Below are 26991 nucleotides of genomic sequence, written 5' to 3'. Positions count from 1 at the left end.
ACTACCGGAGGTAGTTCGTGTTCACCCAGCACACCCTCGAGTCCGCCCCGGCCGAGTCCCGGCCGCTGATCAAAAACACGGTGGCGCACCTCGGCCACCTGCCCGACGCCGTCGCCAAACTCGCCGAGTCGCCCGAGATGCTCGGCGGCTTCCTGCAGGCCAGCGGCCGATTCGAGGCCAGCACGCTGGACCCGCTGGCCCAGGAGGTCCTGGTCATGACGATCGCGACCCGTAACGGCTGCCGGGTCTGCATCGCCATGCACACCGGCCGGCTCCGCGAGCTGAATGCCGACTCGGCCCTGATCACCGCGCTGCGAGACCAGAAGCCGCTCGACGACGCGCGGCTGGAGGCGATGCGCCAGTTCACCCTGCGGGTGCTCGCCACCACCGGCGACGTGCCCGATGACGAGCTCGAGGAGTTCCTGGCCGCCGGTTACACCCGGCGCAACGCGTTGGAGGTGGTGCTCGGCATCGGCACGTACACGATGTCGACGTTCGCGAACAGGCTGGTCAGGGCCTAACGGGCGTTGATCAGGGCCATCGCCTCGGCCCGCACCTTGCCATCGGTCTGGAAGGCGCCCCGGACCGCGCTGGTGATCGTGCGGGCGCCGACCTTCCGGATTCCGCGCATCTCCATGCACAGGTGCTCGCACTCGAGCACCACGATCACGCCGCGCGCCTCCAGCCTCTCCAGCAGCAGGTCGGCGATCTGCGAGGTGAGCCGCTCCTGCACCTGGGGCCGGCGGGCGTAGACCTCGACCAGGCGGGCCAGCTTGGAGAGGCCGGTGATCCGTCCGTGCGCGCCGGGGATGTACCCGAGGTGGGCCACCCCCTTGAAGGGCAGCAGGTGATGCTCGCACATGCTCATCACCTCGATGTCGCGGACCAGCACGAACTCCTCGTGGTCCGCCTCGAACGTGGTGGTGAGCACCTTCGCCGGGTCGACTCGAAGACCCGCGAAGAGTTCGGCGTACGCCCGAGCGACCCGGGCGGGAGTCCGCTCCAGGCCGTCGCGGTCCGGGTCCTCGCCTATCGCGATGAGGATCTCGCGAACCGCCTTCTCGATCCGGGCCAGGTCGACGGCAACCTCAACCGGGGTACCGGTGAGCTTGCCGTCGACCAGGCGCGCGGCGAGATAGTCGAGATCGCCGTCGTCGCTGATCAGTTGCTGCCTTCCGCGAGGCCGTTCGGGTTCGAGCCGACCGCGAACTGACCGTCCGCCTCGGCCTGAGCCTTCAGCTTGTCCCGCTCGGCCGGGGTGAGCACCGGCGGCGCCTCGGACGGCAGCCGCTTGCCGAAGCCGTTGAACGGCGACATCGGCGGCCGCTTGACGACCCGGGCACAGATCCGGTCCATGTCCTCACGGGTGATGGTCTCCTTCTCCATCAGCTCGAGGACCATGCTGTCGAGCACGTCGCGGTACTCGACCAGGATCTCCCACGCCTCGTCGTGCGCGAGCTCGATCAGGGCGCGGACCTCGGTGTCGATGTCCGCGGCGACCGAGTCCGAGTAGTCCCGCTCGTGGCCCATGTTGCGGCCCAGGAACGGCTCGTCGCCGCTGGTGCCGTACTTGACGGCACCCAGCTTCGAGCTCATGCCGTACTGGGTGACCATGGCGCGGGCCAGGCCGGACGCCTTCTCGATGTCGTTGCCGGCGCCGGTGGTGGGCTCGTGGAAGACAAGCTCCTCGGCGGCCCGGCCACCCAGCGCGTACGCCAGGGTGTCGATCATCTCGGCCCGGGTCTGGGTGTACTTGTCCTCGGTCGGCAGCACCAGCGTGTGCCCGAGCGAGCGGCCACGCGGCAGGATCGTCACCTTGTGCACCGGCGCGGAGTGCGGCAGCGCGTACGCCACCAGCGCGTGCCCGCCCTCGTGGTACGCGGTGATCTTCTTCTCGTTGTCGCTCATCGCCCGGGTACGCCGCTCGGGGCCGGCGATGACCCGGTCGATCGACTCCTCGAGGAAGTAGTTCGAGATCGCCCGCTTCTCGTTGCGGGCGGTCAGCAGCGCCGCCTCGTTGATCACGTTGGCCAGGTCGGCGCCGGAGAACCCGGGCGTGCGGCGAGCCACCGAATCGAGGTCGACATCGGGCGTGAACGGCTTGCCCTTGGCGTGCACCCGCAGGATAGCCTTGCGGCCCTCCATGTCCGGGTTGTCCACCGGGATCTGCCGGTCGAAGCGGCCCGGGCGCAGCAGCGCCGGGTCGAGAATGTCCGGCCGGTTGGTGGCCGCGATGAGGATGACCCCGCCCTTGGTGTCGAAGCCGTCCATCTCGACGAGCAGCTGGTTGAGCGTCTGCTCGCGCTCGTCGTGACCGCCACCCATGCCGGCGCCGCGGTGCCGGCCGACCGCGTCGATCTCGTCGACGAAGACGATCGCCGGGGCGTTGGACTTGGCCTGCTCGAACAGGTCACGGACGCGGCTCGCGCCGACACCCACGAACATCTCGACGAAGTCCGAGCCGGAGATCGAGTAGAACGGAACCCCGGCCTCGCCGGCGACCGCGCGGGCCAGCAGCGTCTTACCGGTTCCGGGCGGGCCGAAGAGCAGCACGCCCTTCGGGATCTTGGCGCCCAGTGCCTGGTATTTCGCCGGGTTCTGCAGGAAATCCTTGATCTCGTGCAGCTCCTGGACCGCCTCGTCGGCGCCGGCCACGTCCGCGAACGTGGTCTTCGGCGTGTCCTTGGTGATCATCTTCGCCTTGGACTTGCCGAAGTTCAGCACCCGGGAGCCGCCGCCCTGCATCTGCGACATGAACAGCAGCAGCAGGACCACCAGAATGGCGATCGGCAGCAGATTGATCAGCAGGCTGAAGAGAATGTTGTCGCCGGACACCTTGGTGTCGATCGTCCCGGTGATCCGGCCGGCGGTCTTGGCCTCCTGGGCTTCCTGCCAGATGACCTGAGTCGCGTCGTACGGATACTGAGTCTCGATCTTGTCGGTCGTCTTGCCGTCGAACCGTTCCGGCTGGGCGAGGTCGATCTGGAGCGTCTGCTCCTTGTCCTTGATGACGACCGTCTTGATACCCGGCTGGTTCAGGCGCTCCTGCGCGACCGATGTCTCGACGCGCTGGTAGCTCGGACCGCTGGTGAAGAACGAGCTCAGGGCGATTACGCCGATGATCACCAGAATGATCCAGACCACCGGGCGGCGGAAGAAACGCGTACGCTCCATGCTGTTGTCGGGCGGCGAGCGCCCGGACCCTCCTGATCGGCGTCCTGGTCACTTCAACGTCGCCGCCCACCGGCGGCCCCTCCGGCGCTTGTGACACTGCGTCCATCGGTCACTCGACGGTACACCGTACGTGCCGTTCGCGAACCCGTGAGCCCGCTGGCCGGACACCCCCAAGCCCTCGTCCGTTCAGCCGTCTTTCGTGGCAAATCCGCCCATAAAGACGAATTCTGAGAACAGGCTGAGGAAGCGGTTCAGCTACGGGCGTACACCTCGGGCTTCAACACCCCGACGTACGGCAGCTCACGGTAGCGCTCGGCGAAGTCCAGCCCGTAACCGACGACGAACTCGTTCGGGATGTCGAAGCCCACGTACTTCACCGGGACCTGCACCTTCACCGCGTCCGGCTTGCGGAACAGCGCGACCACCTCGACGCTCGCCGCCGACCGCGACTGGAGGTACTTCATCAGCCAGGAGAGCGTCAGCCCGGAATCGACGATGTCCTCGACCACCACCACGTGCCGGCCGGTGATGTCGCGGTCGAGGTCCTTGAGGATGCGGACCACGCCCGACGAGGTGGTGCCCTGCCCGTAGGAGGAGACCGCCATGAACTCCATCTCGGTGGACGGGCCGTGGTGGCCCAGCGCCCGGGCGAAGTCGGCCATGAACATCACGGCACCCTTGAGCACGCAGACCAGCAGGATGCCACCCTCGGCGCCGGCATGGTCGGCGGAGACCTGCTTCGCCAGCTCGGCGGTCTTTTCCCGGATCTGCTCCTCGGAGATGATCACGTGATCGATGTCGGCGTCGTACCAGGAGCCCTCAGCCATGAAGTAAGACTGCCGCATCAAGGTTGCCGTCCGACGCACGGGGCGGTAGTCCAATGCCGCAGAACGGCTGGAAAAGTGCCCGTTCCACCCGGTAAGACCGACGAATCAGGCATCCCGAGTGACAGTTCTCACAGGCCCTCAGGGCACTCGAACGAGTCCGCCGCGCACCCGGGCCACCCGGATTCCCCCAGGCAGATACACCGGCCCCTGACCGTGCCAATCGGTGATCAGCGCGTCGAGCGCCTCGACGTGCCGATGCGACAGCGCCGCACCCGAGGCGCCCAGTTCCTTGGCCCAGGCGTGGAGGACCCGGGTCCGGATCGCACCCACCATTCCCGACAAATCAGAAATGCGAAGGCCATCGTTCCCGTACGCCGAAAGCAGCGCCGAACGAGCGAGGTCGTCCAGAGCCGCGTTGTCCGCCGCGATCTGCCCCGCCGAGCGGGCCAGGTTGGCCACCACATCCGCCCCCAACGCCTCGACCAGCGCCGGAAGGGCCGCCCCCCGCACTCGGGACCGCGCGAACGCCGGATCGATGTTGTGCGGGTCGTCCCACGGCACCAGCCCCTGAGCCGCGCAGGCCTTGCGGGTGTCCGCCCGCGCCACGTCCAGCAGAGGCCGCAGGAAGATCCCCTTCCGGTACGGCATCCCGGCCAGCCCGCGCGGCCCCGCCCCGCGAGCGAGCGCGAGCAAGACCGTCTCCGCCTGATCATCCCGGGTATGCCCGAGCAGCACCGCCGCGGAGCCGCATTTCCCGGCAACGTCAGAAAGCGCCGCATATCGAGCATATCGGGCCGCCGCCTCGGGGCCGCCGGGCAGCCCGGCAACCGACACGGTCGCGACTTCCACAGGCGCAAATCCGAAATTTCCGGCCCAGTCGGCAACGTCGGCCGCGCGCGCCGCCGACCCCGCCTGCAGCCCGTGGTCAACCGTCACCAGCCCGACCGGGCGACCCGCGGCCTGCCCGACAAATCGGGCAGCGGACGCCAGCGCCAGCGAATCCGCCCCACCCGAGCAGGCGACGAGCACGAGCCCGTCCGCCGGGAGCGACCGGCGCACCGCCAGCCGCACCGCCGCGACCGCCGCCGGGATCCGCGCCACCTACCCGCCGATCGCCGGCTGCGGCCCGTGCACCCGGGTCACCCAGGCATCCGGATCGCCCAGCTCGTCGAGCCGCGGGAGGGTCAGTGGCGAGTCGAAGACCTTGTTGAAGCCGGCCATCCCGACCCGCTCCACCACACCGTGCACGAACTTGCGGCCCTCCGCGTACTGCCGCATCTTGACCTCGATGCCGAGCAGGCGGCGCAGCGCCTTCTCCAGCGGGTTGCCGCTCTCCCGGCGGCGGTTGAACTTCGCCCGGATCGCGTCGACGCTCGGGATCACCTCGGGGCCGACCCCGTCCATCACGAACTCGGCATGCCCCTCGAGCAGCGTCATCAGCGCGGTGAGCCGGTCGAGCACCGCCTTCTGCGCCGGCGTCTGCACGATGTCGAGCACCGAGGCGCGGCTCTCCGGGTCGCGCAGGGCCTCGGAGAGGGTGGCCACGCTGCGGCGCAACCGCTCGACGATGTGCTCGCCGCTCTGCGACGCGTCGGTGAAGGCCTGCACCTCGCCCAGGAAGTAGCCACGCATCCACGGCACCGCGGTGAACTGGGTGCGGTGGGTCACCTCGTGCAGGCAGACCCAGAGCCGGAAGTCGCGCGGGTCGGCGCCGAGCTTGCGCTCCACCTCGACGATGTTCGGCGCGTTCAGCAGCAGCTGGCCGGGGTTGCCGGAGAACACCTCATACTGCCCGAGCACGCGGCCGGAGAGATAGGCCAGGATCGTGCCGGCCTGCACGCCGGTGACCCGGGAGCCGATCGCGTCGGCGAAGCCGCCCGGCGCCCGGTCGCCGGAGAGCCGGCTGACCAGCGGGACGATCACCTGCTTCAGGCCCTGGATGTTGACCGCGGCCCAGTCCTTGCGGTCGACCACGCGCACCGGCGGCACCTCGACCTGCGGATTCAGCCCGGTATACGCCGCGACGTGCCCGGCCGCCTCCTCGGTGAGCGCCCGCAACTCGGACACCACCGCCATCGCATCCTCGTAGGAGACCGCGGGCCCCGATTTGGACAGGGCGCCCGCGGTCGCAGCGGCCAGATCCCAGTCAACGAACTGCGCCATGAACCCACCGTACCCGCGGAATTCCAGCCCGCACTCAGGTGAAACCCTGACTCAGCAGCCGCAGGCCACCAGCCGCGCGGGCACCCGATCCAGGGCATCTTTGGCCGCGTAGACGTTCCCCGACCCGCTCGCCATCACCGCGAAGACCAGCAGCCGCCCGTCCTTGGTCACCAGCGAGCCGGCCATCGTGTTGACCCCGCTCAGCGTGCCCGTCTTGGCCCGGACGATCCCGTACGCGACCCGATTCGGCTTCGGCGAGTCGAACCGGTCCTGCAGCGTCCCCGACCAGCCGGCCACCGGCAGCCCCTCGAAGATCCCGGTGATCGCCGGCTGCTTCCCGCTCGCCGCCAGCGCCAGCACCTGGGTGAGCAGCGACGGGCTGATCCCGTTGTGCTTGGACAGCCCGCTCCCGTCGTACAGGTCGGCCTCGTCGCCGGGCAGCCCCAGCGCCCGCAGCTTCGCGATCACCGCGTCGGTCTCGCCGTCGAAGCTGGCCGGCTTCCCGGCGGCGATCGCCACCTGCCGGGCGAGCACCTCGGCCAGGATGTTGTCGCTCTGCTCGAGCATCCAGTCGGTGATCTGCACCAGCGGCGGCGACTGCACCTCGCCGAGCCGGGCGCCGGGCGCGACACCGGTGGCGGCCACCGCGGACGGCGCCTTCCCGCGCTTGACCGTCGCCGGCGAGACTCCGAGCAGCTTCGCGAAGGCCTGACCGGCCGAGATGCCCGGATCGTCGAACCGGGGATCGCCGCCGTGCTCGTTGTGCTCCGGCTTGACCCGCCCGCCGTTGGTCATCAGCGACTGGACCTTGGCGACCTGCCCGTCCGGCGAGACGTCGCCCGGCGACCAGCCGAGCCCGGTCTGCGGCCCGCTGAACAGCGACGTGTCCACCACCACCCGGGTCGGCTTGGTGCCGCCCAGCGCCCGCTTGACCTGGGCGGCGAGCTGGTCGAGCCGGGCCGCGCCCGGGTACAGCCCCTTCGCGTCCACCGACAGCGTCGGATCGCCGCCGCCGACCAGCACCACCTCGCCCGGCGTGCGGCCGGCCACCGCCGTCGTGCTCAGCCGATACCCGGGCCCGCGGGCCGCGAGCACGGTCGCCGCGGTCAGCAGCTTCGTCGTCGAGGCGGGCGTGGCCGGCACGTCGGCGCCCCGGTCGTACACCGTCTGCCCGGACGCCACGTCGATCACCGACACGCCCACCGAACTGCCCAGCGCCTTCGCGCCCACCAGCGGATCGAGCGCCGCCTTCACCTTGGCCGGATCCGGCGCCTTCCCCCCGGCACCGACGGCCCCCAGCACCGGAGTCGGCGTCGGGTCCGGCCCCAGCGTCGCCTTCGCCGCCGTCTTCGGCTGCTCCTGCCCGGGCCGCATCAACCCCACCGCGGCGACCCCGGCAAGCAAAACCACGATCACCGCGAGCAGGGCGTAAATCTTGCGCGATTTGGCCGTACGCGAGGAGCCAGGCCCCGCCTCTTCAACGCGATCACCGTCGTTGGTCCCGGCCGCTGCGCGACCTGCGGGCTGAACTGCCGGCTCGCGCTCCCGGCCGCCCCCGGTGCCCGCCCAGTCCCGCGCCACCCACCCCGGCTGCCCCTCCCCGCCCTCACCAAAGTCCCCAGGAACGCCAGCCGCGCCCGCCCCAGCGGCAAGCCCAGAGCCCGCCTCAACGCCCGCCCCCGACCCAACGCCCACGCCCGGCCCAACACCCACGCCCGGCCCAACACCCACGCCCGGCCCAACGCCCACGCCCGGCCCAACACCCACGCCCGGCCCAACACCCACGCCCGGCCCAACGCCCACGCCCGGCCCAGCACTCGCGCCCGGCGCCACCTGTCGCGACGGGCCCGCCGCGCCCGGCCCGGCACTCGCGTTCGGCCGGCCGGGGGCCACCTGCGCACTCCCGCGGGGCTGCGCGTCGGCGGGCGCCCCCGGCGCGTCCGCGTTCAGCGGCGCCGACGCCCGGCCATGTGGACCGGCCGCGGGCGGTGTGGCCCACGCGCCCCGCGCCTGCTCGGCCGACTCGGGCCGGGTCGTGCCAGCCCGCCCGTCGGCCGTGGGCCGGGTAGAGCCAGCCCGCCCGTCGGCCGCGGGCCGGGTAGCGGCGGCCCAGCCGTCGGCCGTCGGCCGCGTCGCGGCGGCCCGCCCGTCGGCCGTGGGCCGGGTTGCGGCCGCCCGCCCGTCGGTCACCGGCCGGGAGTCGCCATTCCGGGGTTCCATTTGCTGATCTTCCGCCCATTTCGCGCCACTCGGGCGCTGCCGCTCCGATTCCACCCGACCAGGTGGCAACGCCGCATCGGCTGCCAGGACACGCTGCGGCGGCGTGGCCCACGGCGACCCGCCCGGCGCCTCGGGAGATCCAGAAGGAACGCTCGCGCGACCCGCGGATGGGCTAGCGTTTTCCGCGGCATGGTGCGGCTCGGGCGCGCCCTCGTAAACGGGCCCGGTGTGTGAATCTTGCCTCCCCACGCGCCCCTCCTCGCCCGCTGCGCCAGACTTAGGGGAGACTAGCGACATCCGGCACATCGTTGCGCGCGGATCCAGTGGGCACTGATCTTCGGCCTCGGTTCCCGCCCGTCGTGACCGGCATTTTCGGTGGGCGAGTCAAGGGAGCAAAACTATGGATTTCGACGTTCTGGTTGAGATCCCCAAGGGCCAGCGAAACAAGTACGAGGTCGACCACAAGACGGGCCGCATCCGTCTCGACCGGACCCTGTTCACCGCTACGCAGTATCCGGCGGATTACGGCTTCATCGAGGGCACCCTCGGTCAGGATGGCGACCCGCTGGACGCCCTGGTCCTGGTGCAGGAGCCGACGTTCCCGGGCTGCCTGATCCGGTCCCGCGCGATCGGCATGTTCCGGATGAGCGACGAGAAGGGCCGCGACGACAAGGTCCTGTGCGTTCCCTACGAGGACCCGCGGCAGGAGCACCTGCGCGACATCCACCACCTGGGCGAGTTCGACCGGATGGAGATCCAGCACTTCTTCACCGTCTACAAGGACCTCGAGCCCGGCAAGTCGGTCGAGGGCGCCACCTGGGTCGGTCGCGTCGACGCCGAGGAGGAGATCCGCGCGTCGTTCAAGCGCGCCGAGGTCGCCGAGGCCGAGGGCGCCGAGCACCACTGACCGGCCACGCCGGCCGGCAGCAGCTGTTTCGTCAGTGGCCAGCCCACCCAGCACCAGCCACGATCCGGCCTCCGGGCCGCGGCACGACCCCGCCGCGGTTCGGAGGCCGTGACATTTTCTATCCCAGCGAAATGTTGCCGACGGCGTCGTAGAGCCCGACCACCGCGCAGGCCACCGGGATCACCGAGACGACGACCAGGGTGTCCACGAGATCGGCGGCCCGGCCCAGGTAGGGCGACGGCGGCCGGGTGGAGTAGGTAGCCCCCGCGACCACGGTCACGATCGCCAGCAGCAGCGCCGCGGCGACCAGCACCAGCAGCAGAAGCGCGCTGGCCGAGCGCAGCAGGCCGACCCCGAACGCGAAGACCCCGACCAGGCCGCCGACCACCAGCGGCACCCGCTGCCGCAGGGTCACGAACAGCCGGGAGCGCAGCAGCAGCGAGGTGGCCGAGACCGCCAGCAGGAGGCGCGAGGAGAGCGACCCGGAGGCCGCCAGCACCACGAACGCCCCCGCCGCCAGCACCGCGTGCCCGAGCAGCATGCCGGCCAGCAGTTCCTCGGTACGGGTGACCGCCGCGAAGACCACCTCACGGTCGGGCCGCTCGCGGGCCGAGTCGAGCACCGACCCGGCGGTGAAGCCGGCCGACCCGTCGGTGCCAGTCGGCAGCGTGACCGGCGGCGTCGGCATCTTGCCGAACCGGATCGCCAGCAGCGGCAGCGCCCCGATCCCGCAGACCAGCACCGAGATCAGCACCGCCGCCGCGCCCGCGGCCGTGGTGAACATGCTCACCACCGCGGACACCGCGCCGAGCAGGCCGACCACCACGCCGCCGGTGAACAACCGCAGCGACGCGGCCACGCCGACCCCGCCGAGCACCGCCACGATCAGCAGCGCCACCGAGCCGGCCAGCAGCTCCGAACCGCCGAGCCAGGGCAGGGGCGCGAGCACGCCGACCCGGTCGATCGACGCGACCAGCAGGGCGCCGCCGGCAAAGGCATAGGGCATCGCGTACGCGCCGAACGCCGCCCCCGCCCGCCCGTCGTTGTAGGCCCGTGACGCGGTGACGCCGGCGAACGCGAGCACGATCGCGACGGCCAGCGACACGTACGCCGCGGCGTTCCAGGCCGGGCCGACCAGCATGGTCGCGATCAGGCCGACGCCCAGCAGCACCCCGGCCGCGGCCAGCGTCGCCGTCCGGGTGGAGGAGGCCGTCCACGCGCTGCCCCGGCGGCGGGCGCCCTCGGCGATCGCTTCGACGACGTCGTCGTATTCGAGCTCGGGCCACGCGTTGTGCGCGGGGACCAGGTGCAGCACTTCCCCGTCCCGTACGCCCTGCGGGTAAAGACCTTGCGAGGTCGCCAGCGCGGCGCCATCGGTCCGCCGGAGCACCCACCCACCATGTTTTTCGCCGTCGTCGGCCAGGCCCTCGCCGGCATGCCGGAGCACCTCGGGCAGCAACTCGGCGAGCGGCACGTGCTCGGGCAGGGCGACATCGACGCGCCTGCTCGGAGCGCTGATCGTGACCCGGGCGAGGCCGACGCTCATGCCTTCTTTTCCTATCGACGGTGGTGAGGCTGCGGAACGGTCCGCACTTTACCTACCATGGGGCCGTCGCGATGTCCGGTTAACGGCGCGCGCACGGGGGGTGACCACACACCCTTGTGGACGAAGGGGACAAACCTGGCATGAGCACGGTGGTGATCAAGCGGTCGGCGCGCCGTGCGGCGCCGGAGATCCCGACTGGAGAGATCGCCGTCGAGCCTCCTCCGGAGATCCCGCAGACGACCGGCGGGCGCTGGCAGCAGGCGATGATGGCGCTGCCCATGCTCGGTGGCTCGGTGGCGATGGCGATGATGATGGGCCAGGGCCGCAGCGGGCCGTACGGGTACGTCGTCGGCGGCCTCTTCGGCGTGTCCTCGATCGCGATGCTCACCACCAGCTTCGGCGCCAGCGGCTCGCCCAAGAAGGCGGAGATGATGGCCGCCCGCCGGGAGTACCTGCGGCACCTGGCCGGCCTGCGCCGACGGGTGCGCGAGACGGCGACCCGGCAGCGCGTCGGCATGCTCTACCGGCACCCCGACCCGCACCAGCTCTGGTCGACCGCGGGCAGCTACCGGGTGTGGGAGCGCCGCCCGGCCGACCCGGATTTCGGGGTGGTGCGGCTCGCGGTCGGCCCACAGACCCTGGCCACCCCGCTGATCCCGCCGGAGACCCGGCCGCTGGACGAGCTCGAGCCGATGACCGCGGGCGCGCTGCGACGCTTCCTCGACGCGTATTCGGTGGTTCCCGACCTGCCGGTGGCGGCGTCGCTGCGCGGCTTCGCCCGGGTCTTCCTGCGCGGCGCCGGGCCTACCGGCGAGCAGGACGCCCGCTCGCTGACCCGGGCGGTGATCTGCCAGCTCGCCACGTTCCACGCGCCGGACGACATGATCGTCGCAATCTGCGCCGGCCCGGAGCGCCGGGCCGAGTGGGAGTGGGTCAAGTGGCTCCCGCACAACCTGCATCCGTCGCGGACCGACGCGCTGGGCCACGTCCGGCTGGTCGCGAGCACCGGGCCCGACCTGGAACGCCTGCTCGAGGACGTGATCGGCAACCGGCCGCGGTTCGGCGGCGGCTCCGGCGGTCACGCGCCGCACGTGGTGATCGTGCTGGACGGCATCAATCTCAAGGGCGCCACCCAGCTCGACGACGGCATCGACGGGGTCACCGTGCTCGACCTCGACGAGTTGCCGCCGCGCATGCTGGACCGGTCGCTGCTGGTGCTCGAGGCCGCGCACGTGGGCAGCCGGCGGGTGCTGAACACGTACTCGATGGATCACGAGGCCGAGGTGGGCACGCCCGACCAGTTGAGCGTCGAGCAGGCCGAGGCGGTGGCCCGCCGGCTGTCCCCGCTGCGGCTGGCCGCGATGTCGAAGTCGTCGGACACCCCGCTGGCCACCGAGATGGGCCTGGCCGAGCTGCTCGGGCTGGGCGACCCGGAGACGTTCAGCGTCGCGCAGAGCTGGACGCCCCGGCCGAACCGCGACAAGCTGCGCGTGCCGATCGGCCTGGGCGCCGACGGCAGCGCGATCGAGCTCGACCTCAAGGAGTCGGCGCAGGACGGCATGGGCCCGCACGGCCTGCTGATCGGCGCCACCGGCTCGGGTAAGTCGGAACTGCTGCGTACGCTGGTGATGGCGCTGGCCGCGACCCATTCGTCCGAGACGCTGAACTTCGTACTGATCGACTTCAAGGGTGGCGCGACCTTCTCGTCGCTCGACCGGCTGCCGCACACCGCCGCAGTGATCACCAACCTGGCCGACGAGCTGGTGCTGGTCGACCGCATGGTGGACGCGATCGACGGCGAGATGATCCGCCGCCAGGAGCTGCTGCGGAAGGCGGGCAACTACGCCAGCCTGCGCGACTACGAGAAGGCCCGGGCGGGTGGCGCGGCGCTGCCCCCGCTGCCGTCGCTGCTGGTCATCTGCGACGAGTTCTCCGAGCTGCTCAGCGCGAAGCCGGACTTCATCGACCTGTTCGTCCAGATCGGACGGTTGGGCCGGTCGCTCGGCGTGCACCTGCTGCTGGCCAGTCAGCGGCTCGAGGAGGGCCGGCTGCGCGGCCTGGACACGCACCTGTCGTACCGGATCGGCCTGCGAACCTTCTCGGCGCTGGAATCGAGGGCCGTGCTCGGCGTGCCGGACGCCTACGAGCTGCCCCGCTCGCCCGGCCACGGCTACCTGAAGTTCGGCACCGAGCCGCTGCTGCGATTCAAGGCCGCGTACGTGTCGGGCCCGCTGCGCAAGGCCGGCGCCCGGGCAGCGGCCGGTGGCGCGACCGCCGTCCCCCAGGTCCTCGAGTACTCGACGCGCTACATCCCCGCCCCCAAACCGGTCAAGCCGGTGGAGGCCAAGCCGGAAGAGATTCCCGCCGGCGAGAGCGTGCTGGACGTGATGGTCGACCGGCTCAACGGCCAGGGGCCGCCGGCCCACCAGGTCTGGCTGCCGCCGCTCAACCAGTCGCCGGCGCTCGACGAGCTGCTCGGCCCGGTGGTCGCCGACCCGACGCGCGGCCTCGCCTTCGCCAACCCCGAGCTGCACGGCGCGCTGCAGGTGCCGATCGCGGTCATCGACAAGCCGCGCGAGCAGCTGCGCGACGTGATGTGGCTACAACTGGCCGGCGCGGCCGGGCACGTCGCGCTCGTCGGCTCGACGCTCTCCGGCAAGTCGACCGCGCTGCGCTCGATGATCTGCGGGCTCGCGCTCACCCACACCCCGGCCGAGGTGCAGGTCTACTGCCTCGACTTCGGCGGCGGCTCGCTCACCACGGTCCGCGACCTGCCGCACGTGGGCGGGGTCTCCGGCCGGCTCGACACGGTCGGCGTCCGGCGTACGGTCGGCGAGATCCAGACCCTGCTCACCGAGCGCGAGTCCCGGTTCGCGGCGATGGGCATCGACTCGATGGCGTCCTACCGGCGGCGCCGGGCCAACAAGGCGGGCACGGGCGCCGACGCGGATCCGTTCGGCGACGTGTTCCTCGTGGTGGACGGCTGGTCCACGCTCCGCAAGGAGTACGAGGAGCTCGAGCCGGTGATCACCGACATCGCCACCCGGGGTCTGTCCTACGGCATCCACGTGGTCGCCTCCAGCTCGCGTTGGATGGATTTCCGGCCGGCGATCCGCGACCTGTTCGGCTCCCGGCTGGAGCTGCGGCTGGGCGACCCGAGCGACTCGGTGATCAACCGGCGGGCCGCGATGAGCGTGCCGGAGAAGCCCGGCCGCGGCATCGTCGAGCACCCGACCGACAAGGCCAAATTCCTGCATTTCCTGACCGTACGTCCGGAACTGGCCACCATGGCCGACACGAACGCGCTGGTCAAGGCGGTCGCCACCAACTGGCACGGCCCGCTCGCCCCGCGCGTGCGGATGCTGCCCTCGTCCGTCCCGTACTCCGAAATGGACCTTGATCGCAGCTCCGGGCTGCGGCTGCCGATCGGCATCTCGGAGGCCGACCTGCAGCAGGTCGAGATCGACTTCGCCTCGGACCCGCACTTCCTGCTGTTCGGCGACGCGGAGTGCGGCAAGAGCTCGTTCCTGCGGGCGCTGGCGACCTCGGTGGTCCGCCGGTTCACGCCGGAGGAGGCCCGGATCATCCTGGTCGACTACCGGCGCAGCCTGATGGACCTGCCCGAATCGGAACACCGCATCGGGTACGGGATCCAGGCGCAGAAGACGCTGGAGCTGATGCAGTCGGTGGCCGGCTACATGGAACGCCGCCTGCCCGGCCCGGATGTCACCGCCCAGCAGCTGCGCGACCGGTCCTGGTGGACCGGCCCGGAGCTGTTCGTCCTGGTCGACGACTACGACCTGGTGGTGGCCGGCCCGACCAACCCGCTGACCCCGCTGCTCGAATACCTGCCGCAGGCCCGCGACGTCGGCCTGCACCTGGTACTCACCCGGCGGGCCGGCGGCGCGAGCCGGGCGCTGTACGAGCCGGTGATCCAGCGGCTCCGCGAGCTGTCGGTGCCCGGCCTGGTGATGTCCGGTCCGTCCGATGAGGGCGCTTTGATCGGTGCGGTCAAGCCGACGCTGATGCCGCCGGGACGTGGCCGCCTGCTCACCCGCCGTGAGGGCGTCCGGCTCGTCCAGCTGGCACATCAGCCGCCGTATGCGTGAAACCCCCCGAATTGACAGACTCCCGGTGCGATAAGCATCGACCAACCCCAGCAATATCGCGCCGTTTCGGAGTAATCTGCATCGACCGTTCAGGATCGGATGAGCGATGCACCCCGTGACTGCCGCGAGCACGACCGCCCACCCCCGGGCGCGATGCCGCCTGTCCCCAGGCAGGGAGCGTTTCCTGCGCCCTGGTGGTCCGCGTTACCTTCGCCCCGGCGGTGCGCTGCGCCTTCGCCCCGGCGGTGCGCTGCGCCTTCGCCGCGGCGGTGCGCTGCGCCTTCGCTGCGGCGGTGCGCTGTGCCTTCGCCGCGGCGGCGCGCTGCGCCTTCGCTCTGGCGGTGCGGGTTGCTGAGCGGGCGGCGCCTTGCCTCGGCAGCGCTCGCCGGGGTCGTCGCGCTCGTCGTCCCGGCCGCCCCGGTGACCGCCGCCCCCCTGTCGGCCGTCCCGCGCCCGCTCGCCGAGCCGGTCAACCCGTTGGTCGGCGACCAGGTCCGCAACGACGAATGGTATCTGCGCACGCTGAACATCCAGGGCGCCTGGACGTATGCGAGCGGCGCCGGCGTGACGGTCGCGGTGATCGACTCCGGCGTCGACGCCACCCACCCCGACCTGGTCGGTCAGGTGCTGCCCGGCGTCGACCTGGTCGACCCCAAGGGCGACGGCGACACCGACCTGGTCGGCCACGGCACCACCGTCTCGGCGATCATCGCGGGTCGCGGCGACGACACGAACGGCATCATCGGCATGGCTCCCAAAGCCAAGATTCTTCCGGTACGCGTACTGGACGAGGAGAACCGCTACAACGACGCGATCATCGTGGCCAAGGGCGTCCGCTGGGCGGTCGACCACGGCGCCCGGGTGATCAACCTGTCGCTCGGCGGCAACGGCTTCAGCGCCACCCTGTCCGCGGCGCTCGACTACGCGTTCGCCAAGGACGTGGTGGTGGTCGCCTGCACCGGCAACACGAGCGCCTCGCCGGACACCGAGGTGTGGTATCCGGCGCGCGAGCCCGGCGTGGTCGCGGTGGCCGGCATGGAAAAGGACAGCAGCCAGCTCTGGTCCGGCTCGATCACCGGCAAGGAAACGGTGGTGACCGCGCCCGCCACGCAGTTGGTCGGCGCGCAGGCCGGCGGCGGCTACTGGAAGGTCCAGGGCACCAGCTTCGCGGCCCCGATGGTGAGCGGCACGGCGGCGCTGATCCGTTCCCGCTGGCCCACCATGCCGGCCGGCGAGGTCATCAACCGCATCATCCGCACCGCCACCGACCGCGGCCCACCCGGCCGCGACGCCACCTACGGCTTCGGCGAGGTCAACCCCACCGGCGCCCTGACCGCCTCGGTCCCGGCAGTCTTCGAAAACCCGCTCGACGACTCCCCCTCCCCCGGCGTAGCCCGCTTCGGCTCGGCCCCCGCCCCCGGCCAGGCCCTGTCCGCCCCCGACGACGCCTCGGTCCCGACCCAGCACGCCGCCGCCGGCCAGGCCGCCTCCCCCACCACGATCACCGCCAGGCCCACCCGCCACGCCTGGCTCCTGGCCGCCGGCCTGCTGCTGGTCTCCGCCGCCGCAGCCCTACTGACCATCCGCCGCTTCGCCTACACGACATCGCCACACTCGCTTGCCGCGCGCCACACTCGCTTGCCGCGCGCCACACTCGCTTGCCGCGCGCCACACTCGCTTGCCGCGCGCCACACTCGCTCGCCGCGCGCCACACTCGCTCGCCGCACTCGACCACCACGCCGCACTTCTCGGCCACCGCGCGCTCTCGCCGCCACGCCGCACGCCCGCCGCCCACCACGCGGCACTTCTCGGCCACCGCGCGCTCTCGCCGCCACGCCGCACGCCCGCCGCCCGCCGCCCGCCGCCGCCCGCCGTCGCCCGCCGCCGCCCGCCGCCGCACGCCGCCGCCCGCCGCCGCCAGCCGCCGCGCGGCGCCCGCCACTCTCGGCCGTCGCGCGCGGGGCTCGCCGCGCGACACCTTGCCGTGAGGGTGAGCGGCGGCAGGCAGGGTGACCCTTCGCCTGGCTCGGCCCGCCCGAGTTGCAGCACAGCCCGGATGCGGGCGGCACAGGGGCCGGGACGGCAGCCAGGTCGCTGGGAAAGCGGAGACTTGTCTGTCCCGTACGGTAGCGGGAATTTGATCTTGCTCTTTTGGACCGGGTTACGCGCAGTCTGCCGTGGAGACGCCGCGGGTTCGGGTCAGGCCTTCCTGAGCCACCGGGGCCGCCTCGGCTGCGGTCAGGGCGAAGCCGGTGTTCTTGTCGTCGGCGGCGGCGGCGAAGATCACGCCGAGCACCTGGCCGGTCGGGGTGATCAGGGGGCCGCCGGAGTTGCCGCTGCGGACCAGGGAGCGGATCGTGTAGATCTCGCGGGTCACGTTGTTGGAGTCGTAGATGTCCGGGCCCGTGATGCGGCTGACGTCGCTCACCCGGGCGGACTGGGCGTCATACGGCCCGTCCTGCGGATAGCCCAGCACGATCGCGCTCGCGCCGGTCGCCGCCGGCTTCGTGGCGAACGGCATGATCGGGGCGCGCAGGCCGGGCACGTAGAGCACCGCCAGATCGCGCTCCGGGTCGTACACCACGACCTTGGCCTGCAACTCACTGCCGTTGACCTCGACCGCCACGTTCCGGGTGCCGGCCACCACGTGCGCGTTGGTCATCACCCGCTCGTCGGCGTAGGGGAAGCCGGAGCCCTCGATCCGCCGCGAGCAGCTGGGCGCGGTGCCCAGCACCTTGATCACCGAGCTTTTCGACTTCGCCACGATCTGCGAGCCCTTCAGCGCCGGGTCGGGCGCCGCGACCTCCTTGGTGCGGGTCGGCGCCAGGCCGCCGAAGACATCGGGGAAGCCGTTCGTGTCCAGCGTGTCGCGCAGCGCCGAGGAGAGCGCCTGCGCCTGTTCCGGCATCAGGCTGTCGATGCCGCCGAGGATCGCGCTGCTGCGCACCTCGCGGTTGAGCCCCTCGAACGGGGTCGAGCCGAGCGGCACCGCGATCAGCCACGCCACCAGCAGCACGGCGACCAGCGAGATCAGCGCGCCGCCGGCGTCGTCGACCCGCTGCAGCGGCTTGCTGGAGATCTGCCGGCGCAGGTGGGTGCCGAGCCAGCCGGCCAGCGTCTGGCCGAGCACGGCGAGCGCGAAGATCGAGGCGAGCGACACCACCAGCCGGGCGGTCGGGTCGGTGAAGTTGTCGGCGATCAGGGGGCCCACCTGCAGGCCGATCAGCACGCCGCTGAAGAAGCCGCCGAAGGACAACGCACCGATGACGAAGCCCTGGCGGTACCCGCTGATCGCGAAGACCAGCATGAGCAGGATCAGGATGCCATCGACCACGGACACTCACTCAGCGTAGAGGGGGCGGGCCAGGGCAAGATCATGGCAGAACCTCGTCCGGCGCGCCGCCGCGTGCGGCGGGGACCGGTGCTGATGCCTCCGGCAACTCCACTATGCGTCCCGGCTGCCACGGCCGCGACCAACCACCCATGTCGAGCAATACCGAGATCACCCCTGCCGTGAAGCCCCAGACCAGCAGTCCCCGAACCTGAAAGGCGGGCCCGACCCAACCGCTGGGATGCCGCACCCGGATACGGTTCTGCGGGTCGACCAGTTCACCGATCGGCAGACGAGCCACGTGCGCGACCTCGGCCGGCTGCCGCGGGCTCACCTCGTGCGGCCTTTTCCACCAGGCCAGCACCGGCGTCACCACGAACGAGCTGACCGGGATGTAGAGGTCGGGCAGCAGGGCCAGCACCTCGGCGCTGGCCGGGTCGAGCCCGACCTCCTCCTGGGCCTCGCGCAGGGCGGTGGCGACGGCGTCGGCATCTTCCGGGTCGGTGCCGCCGCCGGGGAAGGCCGGCTGGCCGGCGTGGTTACGCATCGTCGCGGCCCGCTGCAGGACCAGCAGGTCGGGCTCGCCGGGGGTCTGCTCGCCGAGCAGCACCAGCACCGCGCTGGGGCGGCCGCCGCCGGCCGGCGGGCGCAGCGTGGTGAAATCCTCGGTACGGCAGGAGTCGACCCGGCCCAGCAGCGGATCGAACCAGGACGGCAGGTCGCCGGGGCGCGACAGCACCCGCCCCTGGCTCACAGCGCCACCGTCAGGCCGGCCCACTGCTTGACCAAAGTGGACAGCTTGGCCGCGTCGAGCGGGAGCCTATTCACGTATGACTTGCCGGATGCGTCCATGAAGATGGTGATCGGCAGGTTCGTCCCGGCGATCGCGTTGGCCAGCTTCTTGTCCGGGTCGAACAGCGTCGGGAAGCTGACACCCTTGTCCGCCGCGAAGGACGCGCCGGCCTCGCGGGAGTCGCCGGTGTCCACGCCGATCACGGTGACCCGGCCGGCCGTCTGGGTGGCCACCTTCTGCATCAGCGGCAGCTCGCGGCGGCAGGGATCGCACCAGGACGCCCACAGGTTGACGATCAGGGGACCGGGCACCGAGCGCAGCGCGATCTGCTCCTTGCCGGTGAAGCAGGGGAGTTTGAGGTCGGGCAGGGTCGGCAGGGAAGGCACCGGCTGGCCGGTGATGCCCTGACAGTCGGCGAACGGCGACGGGGTGTCGGTCGACTTGGCCTCGGCGGTGCACCCGGCCGCCACGGCCGCGACCAGCGCGAGCATGGCGGCGACGAGCGGGCGCGACGGCCTCACGGGGCCTCCGGCTCGGTGACCGCGGCGGCCGGCACGAGATCGGGGTCGACCCCGGCGGCGATCGCCAGCTCGCGCGCCCGCGGGCCCTTGAGCAGCTTGGCGGCGGCGGCCGCGTCGGTCGGGCCGGTGCCGTACGACGGGCACATGGTGGCCAGCGTGCAGGCGCCGCAGGCCGGCTTGCGGGCGTGGCAGACGCGCCGGCCGTGGAAGATCACCCGGTGCGACAGCATGGTCCAGTCGCGTTTCTCGATCAGCTCGGCGACCTCGAACTCGATCTTGACCGGGTCTTCCTCGTGCACCCAGCCGAAGCGGTTGGTCAGGCGCCGGAAGTGGGTGTCGACGGTGATGCCGGGGACGTCGAAGGCGTTGCCGAGAATCACGTTGGCCGTCTTGCGCCCGATGCCGGGCAGCTTGACCAGCTCGTCGAGCTTGTTGGGCAGGACGCCGTCGTACTTTTCCACCAGGACCTGGCCCAGCTTCATCAGCGAGTCGGTCTTCGCCCGGAAGAAGCCGGTCGGGCGCAGCAGTTCCTCCAGCTGGGCACGATCGGCGCCGGCATAGTCGGCGGCGGTCACGTACCTCTTGAAGAGCGTGGGGGTCACCTGGTTGACCCGGACGTCGGTGGTCTGCGCGGAGAGAATGGTGGCGATCGCGAGCTCGAGCGGGGTGGTGAAATCGAGCTCGCAATGCGCGTCGGGGTGCGTCTCGGCGAGCACCTTGGCCATCTTGCGGGCGCGTCGCTTGCGCCCGATCGGCGTCTCCCCCGCGAACCGCTTGACCGACCGCACCACCAGAGTCACCGCTAAAGAGTACGTCGCGGGTACGACAGGAACTCCTCACGCCCGCGGCGAGATCGACCCGTCGTCCCCGATCCTCGCCCCGGTGCTCGCGAAGTCGGCGGCGGTGAGCTGCTGGACCAGCTTGCGGCCCCGTTCGCCGGCGGTGTCGCGGGTCGGGAGGCCGAGACCGTCGAGGTACGTCGACCGGAACTCCCCGCCGGCATACGACCCGTCCGAGCCGAGCGTGACCCGCAGGATCCCGCCGTACTTGAGCGCGCCCTGACTGTTCAGCGTGTGCCCGGCCCCGGCGAAGTTCCCGAGGCTGTACGCGATCAGCTTGCCCCGGTAGAACTCCATCGCCCGCAGCACGTGCGGGCTGTGCCCGACGACCAGGTCGGCGCCCGCGTCGATGACGGTGTGGCTGAACTTGATCGGGTCGCCGCGGTTCTCCCCGTGGAAGATCTCGTTGCCCGGCTTGACGTGCTGCATGGCCGCGCCCTCGGCACCCATGTGCACCTGCACGATGACCAGGTCGGCCCGCTGCTTCGCCTGCTGGATCACCGTCCGGGCGTGGTCGAGGTCGTTGAGGTTGTTGGCTCCGGCGTACCCGGCGAAGCCCACGACCGCGACCTTGATCCCCTTGACCTCGACGACGGTGATCTCGTCCTGCGCACCGGTGTACTTGATGCCGGCGGCGTCGAGCGCGGCCCGGGTGTTCAGCGCGCCCTGCACGCCGAAGTCGCGGGTGTGGTTGTTGGCCAGGTTCATCAGCTGGAACCCGCCCTCCTTCAGATGCGCCGCGTAGGACGGCGGCGACCGGAAGGCATAACAGTTCGGCTCGGGCGGGGTGCCGCACTTCGAGGCGCCGGTGTCCTCGGTGAGCGGCTGCTCGAGGTTGCCCATCACCAGGTCGGATTTGAGGTCGGCCCGCACCGGGTCGAAGAAGCCGGCGCCGTCCCTCGGTGGCATCCCGTTCGGCGCGTTGCTCATCATGATGTCGCCGGTGGCCGAGACCGTGATCCGCCGTACGCCGGCGGTGCCGGCGGTGCTGGCGGCCGGTTTCGCGGAAACGGGAGCGGAGACGGGGGCGGCCTCGGCCGGTTCCAGCCACAGCGGTCCGGGGACCGACCCTCGCTGCGCGAACGCGACGCCACCCAGCCCGATACCGGCCAAAACGGCCAATGCGATCGTCGCGGTGAGGACGGGACGCCCGAAAAGGCCCGGGCTTTGGGACGGGGGCTGGGAATTCATCGACGGCGACGATACCTTCGGGTAGCACCGCGGGCGACCCCCTCAATGCCTTCCTGTCGCGCGGCCGTGAGCGACGAAAACCACTGCCCGTCACGGTCGGAATGGTTACCCTGCAGTATTCGGATCAAGGGGTGCCTGCCCGATTCCCGCCCGCGTGCGCCTAGACTGATCGAGCGCAGGCGTTGCGCGTGTTCGGAGGTGCGGCGATGGATGAGGTACTGGCGCGCAGCGGAATCTTCCAGGGCGTAGACCCGGAGGCCGCCGAGGCGCTCGCCAAGGAGATGGACACGGTCGAAGTCCGCAAGGGTGACGTCCTGTTCAACGAGGGCGAGGCCGGTGACAGCCTGTACATCGTGCTGTCCGGCAAGATCAAGCTGGGTCGCCGGGCCGCGGACGGCCGGCAGAACCTCGTGTCGATCATGGGCCCGTCCGACATGGTCGGCGAGCTCTCCCTGTTCGACCCGGGTCCGCGCACGGCGACCGCGACCGCGGTGACCGATGCCCGGCTCGCCCGGCTCAAGAAGACGTCGCTGCGCCCCTGGCTGAACAATCGGCCGGAGATCGCCGAGCAGTTGCTGCGGGTGCTGGCCCGCCGGCTCCGGCGCACCAACGACGCGCTGGCCGACCTGATCTTCACGGACGTGCCCGGCCGGGTGGCGAAAAACCTGCTGCAGATGGCCGGCCGCTTCGGCACCCGCGACGGTGGTGTGTTGCGCGTCACCCACGACCTCACCCAGGAGGAGCTGGCCCAGCTGGTCGGCGCTTCCCGCGAGACGGTGAACAAGGCGCTGGCCGACTTCGCCTCCCGCGCCTGGCTGCGCCTGGACGGCAAGAGCGTGATCATCCTGGACCCGGAACGCCTGGCCAGGCGAGCCCGCGTCTAGGCGATGACGGCCAGCGCCCCCGGTCCGAAGGACCAGGCGCCGGTAGCAGCACAGCCCCGGAGCGCCTGGCCCGCCGCGCTCGGGTCTGACCCCCGTCGACAAACGCCCCAAATACGCCTGAAAAGGCGACAAAGCCGCGTCATTCATATCCGTGTCGCACCCGCTCGGCCGCTCGTTACGGAGGTGGTCGAGAGGCACCGGCGAACACGAGAGGGCGCGGCTTTGAACATGGTGGGGGGCGTACACCGCATCGGGGTCCCGACGTGACCGTGCTCGACACGGCGATCGACCCGCGCACCCCTGCCTATCTGGAGAGCCGCGGGATCGCCCTGGAGCGGCTCGCCCGGCTCGAAGCGGCGCTGGACCAGGCGCGTGCCGGCGGCGGCGAGAAGGCCGTGACCCGGCACCACGCGCGCGGCAAGCTGCTGCCCCGGGAACGCGTCGAGATGCTGCTCGACCAGGACAGCCCGTTTCTCGAGCTGTCCCCGGCGGCGGCCTGGGGCACCGAGTTCCCGGTCGGCGCGGGCGTGGTCACCGGGCTGGGCGTGGTCGAGGGCGTCGAGTGCGTGATCATCGCGACCGATCCGACCGTGGACCGCACCGCGCACAACCCGTACCCGCTGGAGAAGATCCGCCGGGCCGCCCGGATCGCCTCATCCAACCGCCTGCCGCTGATCAACCTGGTGGAGTCGCCCGGGGACGGCGCCGCCGGCGGGCCGCACCGGGCCGGCGGCCTGGCCCGCGACCTGGGCCGGCTCGCCGCCGAGCGGGTGCCCATCTTCTCCGTCGTGTTCGGCCCGGTCGGCGGCAACGACGCGTACCTGCCGCAGCTCTCCGACTACACGATCATGGTGCGCGGGCACGGCTCCGCGCGAAGCCCGCACGACCAGCCCGCCGAGGACGAGCGGGATGGCCTGCGGCTGGCCCGGCAGTGCGTCCGGCGGCTGAACTGGCGCAAGCGCGGGCCGCTGCCGCGCACCTTCCCGCCGGCTGCGCCCAAGTACGACGCCGAGGACCTGCTGTCGATCATCAAGACCGACGACCCGCGGGAGATCCTCGCCCGGATCCTCGACGGCAGCGACTTCGACGAGTTCAAGCCGGCGCACGGCCCGGCGCTGGTGGCCGGCTGGGGCGAGCTGCACGGCTACCCGGTCGGGGTGCTGGCCGGCACCGGTGCCGCGCACACCGCCGCCGAGACGCAGAAGGCCGTGCACCTGATCCAGCTCGCCAACGCCACCGACACCGCGCTGCTGCTGCTGGCGGTGCGGTTCGGCCCGGCCGAGATCGAGGCGCTGACCCTGTCCACGGTGCCGCACCTGGCCCTGGACACCGGCCGCGCCGGCGACCCCCGCTTCGTGTTCAGCTGGCCGGCCGAGGAGCCGGCCGGCGGTGACGACGACGGTGTCATCGACCCCCGCGACACCCGTACCGTCCTCGGCCTCTGCCTCTCCGCCACGCACAGCGCGGTCGTCGAGGGCGCCGGGCACGTCGGTGTCTTCCGACCCGGAAAGGTAGACCAGTGATCCGACGTCTTCTGGTGGCAGATCGAGGGGAGATCGCCCGCCGGGTGTTCGCCACCTGCCGCCTGGTCGGCATCGAGACGGTCGCCGTCTACTCGGACGCCGATTCCGACGCGCCGCACGTGGCCGAGGCCGACTATGCCGTACGCCTCGACGGCGGAACGCTGGCTCCGCCGACTGATAGTCCAGGCTTGGGTAGAGGCACAGCGGCTGCGTACTTGCGTGGTGATTTGATCATCAAGGCCGCGCAGCGGACCGGGGCGAACGCCATCCACCCCGGCAACGGCCTGCTCGCCGAGGACCCGGACTTCGCGGCCGCGGTCGCCGACGCCGGGATGATCTGGGTCGGCGCCCCCGCGAAGGTGCTCGGCACGCTGCGCAGCAAGCGGGAGACCAAGGCGCTGGCCGCCGAGGCACGGGTGCCGGTGCTGCCGACCTTCACCGAGCCGGCCAAGGTGACCGGCTACCCGGTGCTGATCAAGCCGGACGCCGGCTCGGGCGGCGCCGGCATGCGGGTGGTGCGGGACGCCAGCACGATCGCCGAGGCGATCGCGTCGACCCGGCGCGAGGTGGGTTGCGACGTCTTCTGCGAGCCGTACGTGGAGGACGTCCGGCACATCGAGATCCCGATCCTGGCCGACGAGCACGGCTCGGTCGTGCCGTTCGGCGAGCGCGAGTGCTCGGTGCAGCGCCGCTACCAGCAGATCATCGAGGAGACCCCGTCCCCGGCGGTCGACCCGGGGCTGCGCGAGGAGCTGTGCCGGGCGGCGATCGTCGCGGTCCGGGCGATCGGCTACGTGGGCGCCGGCGCGGTCGAGTTCCTGCTGGACTCCGCCGGCGACTTCTGGTTCCTCGAGTTGACCCCGACCCTGCAGGCCGAGCACGCGGTGACCGAGTGCGTCTCCGGCTACGACCTGGTGCGGTTGCAGCTGCTGGTGGCCGAGGGCGGCATGCTGCCGATGCCGGGGCCGCCGCCGATCCGCGGGCACGCCATCGAGGTGCGGATCTGCGCGGAGGATCCGGCGTACGCCTGGCTTCCGGCCTCTGGCACTTTGCACCGGTTCGCCGTGCCCGACGTGGCCGGCGCCTTCCGCCCGCTGCCCCAGCCGGGCCTGCGCCTGGACGCCGGCGTGGAGGACGGCTCGATGATCGGCGTGCACCCGGACCCGACGCTGGCCAAGCTGATCGCCTGGGCGCCGACCCGGCAGGAGGCGGCCCGGATGCTCGCCTCGGCGCTGACCCGGACCCAGCTGCACGGCGTGGCCACCAACCGGGACCTGCTGGTCCGGGTGCTGCGGCATCACTCGTTCCGGACCGGGGACCTGGACACCAACTTCCTCGACCGGCGGCCCGAGGTGTTCGCCCCGCTGCTGTCGGCGGTCGACGCGGTACGCATCTCCTGTCTTGCCGCCGCCCTGGCCGGCGCGGCCGGACGACGCGCAACCGCCGCCGTGCTCGGCTCCCTGCCCTCCGGCTGGCGCAACGTGCCGTCCGGCTCGCAGACCGCGGTGTACGACGGCCCGGCCGGCCCGGTCGAGGTCGGCTACCGGATGAACCGGCACGGCGAGCTGGCCGGCTGGTGGGTGCGCGCGGTCGACCCGGAGGAGCTCGACCTGGCCGGCCTGGGCCAGGCCCCGGTGCTCGACGACCACCCGGAGACCGTGGTGGTGGCGGCCGGCGACGAGCGGGTGGTGCTGGACGTCAACGGCATCCGGCTGACCTTCAACGTGCACCGGGTCGGCGAGGTCTCCTACGTGGACAGCCCGGAGGGCTCGGTGGCGCTGCGCGAGCTGTCCCGGTTCCCGCTGCCCGCCCCGGAGGCGGCCGAGGGCTCGCTGATCGCCCCGCTGCCCGGCGCGGTGCGGCGCGTGCTGGTCGTGCCCGGCCAGCGGGTACGCGCCGGCGAGCTGCTGCTCACCCTGGAGGCGATGAAGCTGGAGCACCCGGTGCACGCGCCGAGCGCCGGCGTGGTGGCCTCGCTCCCGGTGCACCCGGGCGCCGAGGTGGACACCGGCGAGCTGCTAGCGGTCCTGGATCCCGAGTAGGCCGAACAGCCATTTCTTCTTGGCCGGCTTGAACTGGGCCCGCACGGTGGGCGTGTCGTCGCCGGGCGACCAGCGCGGCGGCGGCACCGGCGGGTCGCCCGACTCCAGGTCGACCTTGGTGAGCAGGTCGCGCAGTTGCTCGGCGGTGGGCCGGGAGGCCGGGTCGTTGGCCATCCCGTAGCGCAGCAGCTGGACAAGCTCGCGCGGGACGCCGGGCAGGTCGGGGATGGGCTGGTGGAACAGGTCCATCAGGGTGATCAGGCTCGGGTTGCGGTCACCGTCCCAGCGGGGCGGGCGGCCGCGCATCACCGCGTACAGGGTGGCGCAGAGGGCATAGACGTCAACCGCGCCGGACGGGTTGTCGTGCCGGAACATCTCCGGCGGCGCGTACGCCGGGGTCAGCACCTCGAGGGTGACCGAGGAGTCGCGCATCTCGCCCAGCACGGCCAAGCCGAAATCGGCGAGCAGGGCCGTGTTGAAGTGCGAGTAGAGGATGTTCGCCGGCTTCACGTCGCGGTGCAGCACGCCGTTCGCATGCGAGTGCACCAGCGCATCGGCGATCTTGACGCCCATGTCCTTGGTCTCGACCGCGGTCAGCGGCCTGATCCGCATCCGGTCCAGGTAGGAGCCGTCGCACAGCTCCATGATCAGGTACGGATGCTGGTCGACCGTGACGCCCACGTCGAACAGGTCGACCACGTACGGATGCGACGACATGCGCCCGGCGGCCCGCGCCTCGCGGAGGAACCGGGCCTGGTCACGGTTGCTGTCCAGACGGCGGTTTTCCACCTTGATGGCGACCTCGCGGCCGACCGAATCCTGCATGGCTCGGTAGACGGTCGCGTAGCCGCCGCGGGCTATGACGGACAAACCAGACATGCCCGGCACATAAGGCACAGGCAGCGGTCCCGGCGGAGTCCC

General features: G+C 71.6%; 20 protein-coding genes. 7 read left to right on the top strand and 13 right to left on the bottom strand.

From position 1 onward, the window contains the following. Window positions 1-17: 17 nt before the first annotated feature. Window positions 18-521: a carboxymuconolactone decarboxylase family protein gene (locus tag IH26_RS0122565; protein WP_030438218.1), complete on the top strand. Its 504-nt coding sequence runs from the start codon at window positions 18-20 to the stop codon at window positions 519-521. On the opposite strand, the gene folE is transcribed toward IH26_RS0122565, so the two are convergent. The 6 genes from folE to dacB form a co-directional block, all read right to left on the bottom strand. After that, complete coding sequence (gene folE / locus IH26_RS0122560) at window positions 518-1165, bottom strand: GTP cyclohydrolase I FolE (RefSeq protein ID WP_030438217.1); 648 nt, start codon at window positions 1163-1165, stop codon at window positions 518-520. The two genes, IH26_RS0122565 and folE, sit on opposite strands and share 4 nt — an antisense overlap. Further along, window positions 1162-3174, bottom strand: a complete 2013-nt coding sequence (ftsH, locus tag IH26_RS0122555) for an ATP-dependent zinc metalloprotease FtsH (RefSeq protein ID WP_030438216.1) — start codon at window positions 3172-3174, stop codon at window positions 1162-1164. The genes folE and ftsH overlap by 4 nt, the downstream gene beginning before the upstream one ends. Window positions 3175-3425: 251 nt before the next feature. After that, window positions 3426-4001 (bottom strand): hypoxanthine phosphoribosyltransferase, encoded by a 576-nt coding sequence (hpt, locus tag IH26_RS0122550; RefSeq protein WP_030438215.1) that lies wholly within the window; start codon window positions 3999-4001, stop codon window positions 3426-3428. A 138-nt stretch (window positions 4002-4139) separates the two neighbouring features. Further along, a complete protein-coding gene (gene tilS / locus IH26_RS0122545) occupies window positions 4140-5102 on the bottom strand; it encodes a tRNA lysidine(34) synthetase TilS (protein ID WP_030438214.1) in 963 nt (320 codons plus the stop codon). Continuing rightward, entirely contained in the window at window positions 5103-6164 is a 1062-nt protein-coding gene (locus tag IH26_RS0122540; protein ID WP_030438213.1) for a zinc-dependent metalloprotease, read from the bottom strand. 51 nt (window positions 6165-6215) lie between these two features. Continuing rightward, window positions 6216-7580, bottom strand: a complete 1365-nt coding sequence (gene dacB / locus IH26_RS0122535) for a D-alanyl-D-alanine carboxypeptidase/D-alanyl-D-alanine endopeptidase (protein WP_245665402.1) — start codon at window positions 7578-7580, stop codon at window positions 6216-6218. Between the two features lie 1204 nt (window positions 7581-8784). Here dacB and IH26_RS0122530 point away from each other — a divergent pair. Continuing rightward, window positions 8785-9291 (top strand): inorganic diphosphatase, encoded by a 507-nt coding sequence (locus IH26_RS0122530; protein WP_030438211.1) that lies wholly within the window; start codon window positions 8785-8787, stop codon window positions 9289-9291. Between the two features lie 118 nt (window positions 9292-9409). Here the strand turns inward: IH26_RS0122530 and eccD are convergent, their stop codons facing one another. Then, complete coding sequence (gene eccD / locus IH26_RS0122525; protein ID WP_030438210.1) at window positions 9410-10837, bottom strand: type VII secretion integral membrane protein EccD; 1428 nt, start codon at window positions 10835-10837, stop codon at window positions 9410-9412. Between the two features lie 140 nt (window positions 10838-10977). On the opposite strand from eccD, the gene IH26_RS0122520 reads away from it, so the two are divergent. Both IH26_RS0122520 and mycP read left to right on the top strand, forming a co-directional pair. Continuing rightward, the gene (locus IH26_RS0122520; RefSeq protein WP_030438209.1) at window positions 10978-14946 is read left to right on the top strand and encodes a type VII secretion protein EccC; all 3969 of its coding nucleotides are present in this window, start codon (window positions 10978-10980) and stop codon (window positions 14944-14946) included. Between the two features lie 348 nt (window positions 14947-15294). After that, the gene (mycP, locus tag IH26_RS0122515; RefSeq protein WP_425394394.1) at window positions 15295-16959 is read left to right on the top strand and encodes a type VII secretion-associated serine protease mycosin; all 1665 of its coding nucleotides are present in this window, start codon (window positions 15295-15297) and stop codon (window positions 16957-16959) included. A gap of 148 nt (window positions 16960-17107) precedes the next feature. Here the strand turns inward: mycP and IH26_RS0122510 are convergent, their stop codons facing one another. The 5 genes from IH26_RS0122510 to IH26_RS0122490 are packed head-to-tail and all read right to left on the bottom strand — an operon-like array spanning window position 17108 to window position 21621. Then, window positions 17108-18286: a MarP family serine protease gene (locus IH26_RS0122510; protein ID WP_030438207.1), complete on the bottom strand. Its 1179-nt coding sequence runs from the start codon at window positions 18284-18286 to the stop codon at window positions 17108-17110. A gap of 34 nt (window positions 18287-18320) precedes the next feature. Next, a complete protein-coding gene (locus IH26_RS0122505; RefSeq protein ID WP_169789796.1) occupies window positions 18321-19031 on the bottom strand; it encodes an NUDIX hydrolase in 711 nt (236 codons plus the stop codon). Then, the gene (locus IH26_RS0122500) at window positions 19028-19591 is read right to left on the bottom strand and encodes a TlpA family protein disulfide reductase (RefSeq protein ID WP_030438205.1); all 564 of its coding nucleotides are present in this window, start codon (window positions 19589-19591) and stop codon (window positions 19028-19030) included. Before IH26_RS0122500 ends, IH26_RS0122505 begins: the two co-directional genes overlap by 4 nt. After that, window positions 19588-20385, bottom strand: coding sequence for an endonuclease III (nth, locus tag IH26_RS0122495; protein ID WP_030438204.1), 798 nt, complete (start codon window positions 20383-20385; stop codon window positions 19588-19590). The genes IH26_RS0122500 and nth overlap by 4 nt, the downstream gene beginning before the upstream one ends. A 42-nt stretch (window positions 20386-20427) precedes the next feature. Next, window positions 20428-21621, bottom strand: a complete 1194-nt coding sequence (locus tag IH26_RS0122490; protein WP_030438203.1) for a CapA family protein — start codon at window positions 21619-21621, stop codon at window positions 20428-20430. 206 nt (window positions 21622-21827) lie between these two features. Between IH26_RS0122490 and IH26_RS0122485 the strand changes: the two genes are divergently transcribed. From IH26_RS0122485 to IH26_RS0122475, 3 genes are all read left to right on the top strand, one after another. After that, window positions 21828-22505: a Crp/Fnr family transcriptional regulator gene (locus IH26_RS0122485; RefSeq protein ID WP_020515203.1), complete on the top strand. Its 678-nt coding sequence runs from the start codon at window positions 21828-21830 to the stop codon at window positions 22503-22505. 263 nt (window positions 22506-22768) lie between these two features. After that, entirely contained in the window at window positions 22769-24028 is a 1260-nt protein-coding gene (locus IH26_RS0122480) for a carboxyl transferase domain-containing protein (RefSeq protein WP_030438202.1), read from the top strand. Next, window positions 24025-26070, top strand: a complete 2046-nt coding sequence (locus tag IH26_RS0122475; RefSeq protein ID WP_030438201.1) for an acetyl/propionyl/methylcrotonyl-CoA carboxylase subunit alpha — start codon at window positions 24025-24027, stop codon at window positions 26068-26070. Before IH26_RS0122480 ends, IH26_RS0122475 begins: the two co-directional genes overlap by 4 nt. Here IH26_RS0122475 and IH26_RS0122470 read toward each other — a convergent pair. Continuing rightward, entirely contained in the window at window positions 26047-26949 is a 903-nt protein-coding gene (locus IH26_RS0122470; RefSeq protein WP_245665400.1) for a serine/threonine-protein kinase, read from the bottom strand. The genes IH26_RS0122475 and IH26_RS0122470 overlap by 24 nt on opposite strands. Window positions 26950-26991: the final 42 nt, after the last annotated feature.

The organism is Actinoplanes subtropicus, from assembly GCF_000721705.1.
Lineage (GTDB): Bacteria > Actinomycetota > Actinomycetes > Mycobacteriales > Micromonosporaceae > Actinoplanes > Actinoplanes subtropicus.
The sequence above is the reverse complement of the archived record's forward strand: the minus strand, read 5'-3'. Positions and strand labels throughout refer to the sequence as shown.